2 protein-coding genes and 1 pseudogene are annotated in these 4661 nt (G+C 66.9%); 2 read left to right on the top strand and 1 reads right to left on the bottom strand.

Features of this window, described 5'->3' with window-relative positions; all coding sequences use genetic code 11:
• Positions 1-104 precede the first annotated feature (104 nt).
• Positions 105-1304 (top strand): serine hydrolase domain-containing protein, encoded by a 1200-nt coding sequence (locus tag ACWGJM_RS48870; RefSeq protein ID WP_453418253.1) that lies wholly within the window; start codon positions 105-107, stop codon positions 1302-1304.
• 206 nt (positions 1305-1510) lie between these two features.
• Positions 1511-2956, top strand: a pseudogene (locus ACWGJM_RS48865) (NF041680 family putative transposase).
• Between the two features lie 31 nt (positions 2957-2987).
• On the opposite strand, the gene ACWGJM_RS48860 reads toward ACWGJM_RS48865, so the two are convergent.
• A complete protein-coding gene (locus ACWGJM_RS48860) occupies positions 2988-4592 on the bottom strand; it encodes a WD40 repeat domain-containing protein (RefSeq protein WP_453418254.1) in 1605 nt (534 codons plus the stop codon).
• Positions 4593-4661: the final 69 nt, after the last annotated feature.

Below are 4661 nucleotides of genomic sequence, written 5' to 3'. Positions count from 1 at the left end.
CTACGAACGAAAGGCTGAACACTTCCTGGCCTTCACCGCCATCGCATGCAGCCTCATCTGCTACCGCAGACTCGCCAAATGAGACGACGTCTTAGCGTTGCCTCATGTCGATCACGCGGAGTCGAATCAGTCATCGGACAGTGACCGTGCTCGCTGTCGCCCTTCTGGCGTTATGCGTTCCGGCAGAATCCAGAGCGGCGGCCCCCGATCGCCTGTCCCAACTGCAGCGTGATGCCGACGCCCTGCGGGACGACGGCATCACAGGCGTATCGGTGAGACTGGAGACGCCCCACGGAGTGCGGACCGTCCGTAGCGGGGTCAGCGATCTCAGCACCGGGCAGCCTGTGGCCACGGACGGCTACCTGAGGATCGGCAGCACCACGAAGACGTTCGTCGCGGCCGTACTGCTCCAGCTCGCCGGCGAAGGCCACCTGTCGCTTGACGACACGGTGGATACGTGGCTGCCCGGCCTGGTCCGCGGCCACGGCAATGACGGGCACCGGGTCACTCTGCGCCAGCTTCTCCAGCACACCAGCGGGCTGCCCGACTACATCGGCGACGTCGTTCCTGATCTCAGCACGGCCGGGTATCGCGCGAACCGCTGGATCACCTACACCTCCCGGCAGCGTGTGGCCCTCGCGATGAAGCACCAGCCGTCCTTCGCACCCGGTGTCGGGTGGGAGTACTCCAACACCAACTATGTTCTCCTTGGCATGGTCATCAAGGCGGTCACGGGCCATTCATGGGAGTACGAGGTCCGGGGCAGGATTCTTCGTCCGCTGCGGCTCACCCGCACTCTCACACCCGGCAACTGGCCGTTCCTGCCCGGCCCTCATGCCCAGGACTACCAGCAGTTCGAGCCGGGTGGTGCCATGATCGACACCACGGTCGCCTACCTGCCCTTCGACGCCGACGCCGACGGGTCGATGATCAGTACAGCCGCGGACACCAACAGGTTCTTCACGGCACTTGTGCAAGGCAGGCTTCTGGCCCCCGCCCAGCTGGCTGAGATGCAGCGCACTGTCGAAGTCCCCGCCGACCACGGCTTTCCACCGGGCACGCGCGACGGGCTCGGCCTGTTCTGGACACCACTGTCCTGCGGCGGCGGGTACTGGGGGCACAGCGGCGACGGATTCGGATACCTGGTGTGGCCTGCCACTACTCCGGACGGCCGGACCATCGTCACGGTCTCCTTGCACAGCCGACCGGGCGATGAAAGCACCGCCACTCGGCAGATCCAAGACGTTACGGCTCTCGTCGACCGCGCACTGTGCTCCGCTCGTCGATCGCCGACGTCTACATGAACAGCACTCGCCAACCATGCTGAACGAAGTCGCTGCGACGAACCCGCACAGCGCGCCCTGTCCGCCGGCCAAGCCGAACAGCCGCACTTCGAACGATGCCCCGAACGTGACCGCTCGTACGAGGATTCCGGGGACGTGAACACGGCCTCCGTCTGATCCTGTGCTCCGACCAAAGAGGCACTGACCAGCACGAAGGCCCTGGGGGAGTGACTCTGCTATATCACGATGTCCGGCGGGAAGTGTTCGCGGTGGCGTCACACTTCCGGGACGACTTCTTCGATTGCCTGCCCGCGCGCGGGGACACATTGTTCGAGCTGACGGACGCCCTGCTGTGTGCGGACGGGCCGGTGAAGACACCGGTCGACCTCACGCTGACTGCCGAGCACCGGCGCGGGCACGGTGCGATGTACGAAGCCTTGAACGGCGGAGACGTCGATGTGCCACGGCTGCGGCGGGTGCTGGCCGGGCTGCCGCAGCCCGAGGCCGCCGACGGGCGCCTGGTCCTGCCCATTGACGTCACCCACTGGCTGCGGCCGGACGCGCCGACCAGCTCGGACCGCTTGTTCTGTCACGTCTATGGCCGCAGCGGACGCTCGTCGGACCAGTTCGTGCCTGGCTGGCCCTACTCCTTCGTCGCCGCGCTGGAATCCGGCCGGAGCTCGTGGTGCCAGATCCTGGACGCGCTGCGGCTGGGGCCAGCCGACGACGTCGCCGAGGTCACCGCCGTCCAGGTACGCCGGGTCGTCACCGACCTCATCGAGATGGGCCGCTGGAAGCCGGGTGACCGCGACATCCTGGTCGTCTTCGATGCCGGGTACGACGCTCCGCGCATGGCACATCTCCTGGCCGGGCTACCGGTGGAGGTCCTGGGGCGGATGCGCACGGACCGTGTGATGCGCAAGCCCGTTCCGGTCCCGTGGATCTCTCCGCCGCAGGGAGGACGCCCGCCGAAGCACGGCAAGGAATTCCGCTTCGCCAAGCCGGACTCATGGGGCGATCCCGACACGGAGACCGTGCAGGTCACCGACCCCTACGGCACCGCTCGCGTGATGGCCTGGGACCGCATCCACCCCCGGTTGACCACCCGCTGGGCATGGATCGACCACACCGGCGAACTCCCGGTCATCGCGGGCACGTTGATCCATCTGGAGGTCGACCGTCTGCCCGGCGGCCACGATCCGCTGCCGGTCTGGCTGTGGTCGTCGGTGACCGGCCTGTCGGGTGAAGACGTCGATCTGCGCCGGCAGGCGTTCTTGCGCAGGTTCGATCTTGAGCACACCTTTCGGATGATCAAGCAGACGCTGGGCTGGACCCGTCCGAAGCTCCGCACGCCCGCGGCGGCGGACCGGTGGACCTGACTGATCATCGCCGCACACACCCAACTCCGCCTCGCCCGGCCCCTGGTCGTCGATCTCCGTCGTCCTTGGGAGAAGCCGGCCGAGCCCGGCCGGCTCACCCCGGCCCGGGTCCGCCGGGGGTTCAGGAACCTCCGCCCCAACTTGCCCTGTCCGGCCCGTGCGCCGAAACCCAACCGGCCCGGCCCCGGACACCCGCCCGGCTCGAAGAACCGGCGCCCCGCCACCCACTATGACGTGGGCAAAACGACCAGACGCCCCGCCACCATCGTCGAACGTGACCAGGCCAGACCATAAAGAATAAGCTGAGTAGTTACGCACATACTCGTCACCTAGGGGGGCAGACCGGTCCTTCGACATCCTTGCCCTTGAGGTAAATCGTTCGCTCTTCCGGCGTGAAGTCGCGGTGAAGGGCACGGCAGATATCTCGGATTGCTGTGGCGGGGTCGGGCGAGCTCAGGCGCCACAGCCGGAGTGTGCCGTCGTCGCTGCCCGAGGCGAAGGTGCGGCCGTCCGGGCTCACGGTGAGGGCATAGACGCCGTACTCGTGGCCCGTGAGTATCTTCTGCAGCCGTGCTGTGGCCATGTCCCAGAGGTAGATCCAGCCGTTTCCCGTTCCGCTGATCAAAGTGCGGCCGTCGCGGCTGAACACGGCTGCTTGGACATACCCGTCGTGGTAGCCCAACGTGCGGCGGGGCGTCCCGGAAGCGGCGTCCCACAGATTCACGGCCGAGTTCACCCTGCTTGCGGTGGCGAGCGTGCGCCCATCTGGGGTGAAGGCCACTGACGCCACGCCGGGGGTGCGCACCATGATGGTCCGGCGCACCGCGCCGGAGCGCGGATCCCACAAACGGACGGTCGTACTTTCGGCGCCGCCGGTAGCGAGGGACCGGCCGTCGGGGCTGAAGGCGACTGAGAAGACACCGCCGGGAACGGGGAGAGACTTGCGGATACGCCACGTGGTGGTGTCCCACAACCGTACGGTGTCGTCGATGCCGCCCGTCGCGAGCGTCCGGCCGTCGGGAGAGAACGCTACTGCCGAAAGGTAGTCGCTGTGCCCCTTCAAAGTTCGCAGGGCTCTGCCCGTGGCCACGTCCCACAATCGGACTGTCCGGTCACTGCTGCCTGTGGCGAGCATCCTGCCGTCGGGGCTGAAGTCTACTGCGGCGATCAGGGCGGTATGCCCGGCCAGCCGTCGAACGGCCTTCCCGGTAGCCGGGTCCCATAGCCGGAGTAAGCCCTTTTCGCCGCCGGCGGCGAGCGTGCGCCCATCCGGACTGAACGCCGCCGCCCGCACCGCTCCGGCGGGCTCGCTCAGGACCTTTTCCGCCTCACCCGTCTTCGTGTCCCACAAGCGGGCGGAGTGGTCTTCGCTGCCCGTAAGCAGCGTCCGGCCGTCGGGGCCGAAGGTCACCGTCAGCACATAGTCCGTGTGCCCGGAGAAGGATTCGTGCTCGCTACCGGAGTCCGTGTTCCAGAGGGTAACGGCGTTTTCGTCACTTCCGACGGCCAGAAACCGGTCGTCCGCTCCGAAGTCGAGGGAATTGATGAAGATGAAGTTGGTGGTGATCGTCTTCTTCACCTTTCCGGTGGCCAGGTTCCACAAGATGATCTTTCCCCCATCGCCCGCTGCAGCCAGCGTCCGGCCGTCGGGGCTGAGAGTCGACGTGTAGAACTTGTCATCGCCGCGGAGCGTCCTGCGAGCCGCGGCCGTAGCTACCTCCCATACCTTCACCACCTTGTCCTCGCCGGCCGTGATGAGGGAAGCGCCGTCTGGGGTGAAAACTAGCGAGCGTACGGGGCCTGTGTGAGCTGCCATAACGGCCCGGACTCGCCCGGTCACCGGGTCCCACATGCGCGCGGTACCGTCCGCGCCCCCAGTTGCCAGCATGTGCCCGTCGGGACTATAAGGGGTGCTTTCAGAAAGCCGGATGCTTGCGGGCGAGGGTCATGCAGTGTGCGAGCTGGAGGAAGGCGTCGTGCATGTCGTCTCGGGTTTCCC

The organism is Streptomyces sp. NPDC054834 (assembly GCF_053611185.1).
This window is presented reverse-complemented; position numbering and strand designations above follow the sequence as displayed.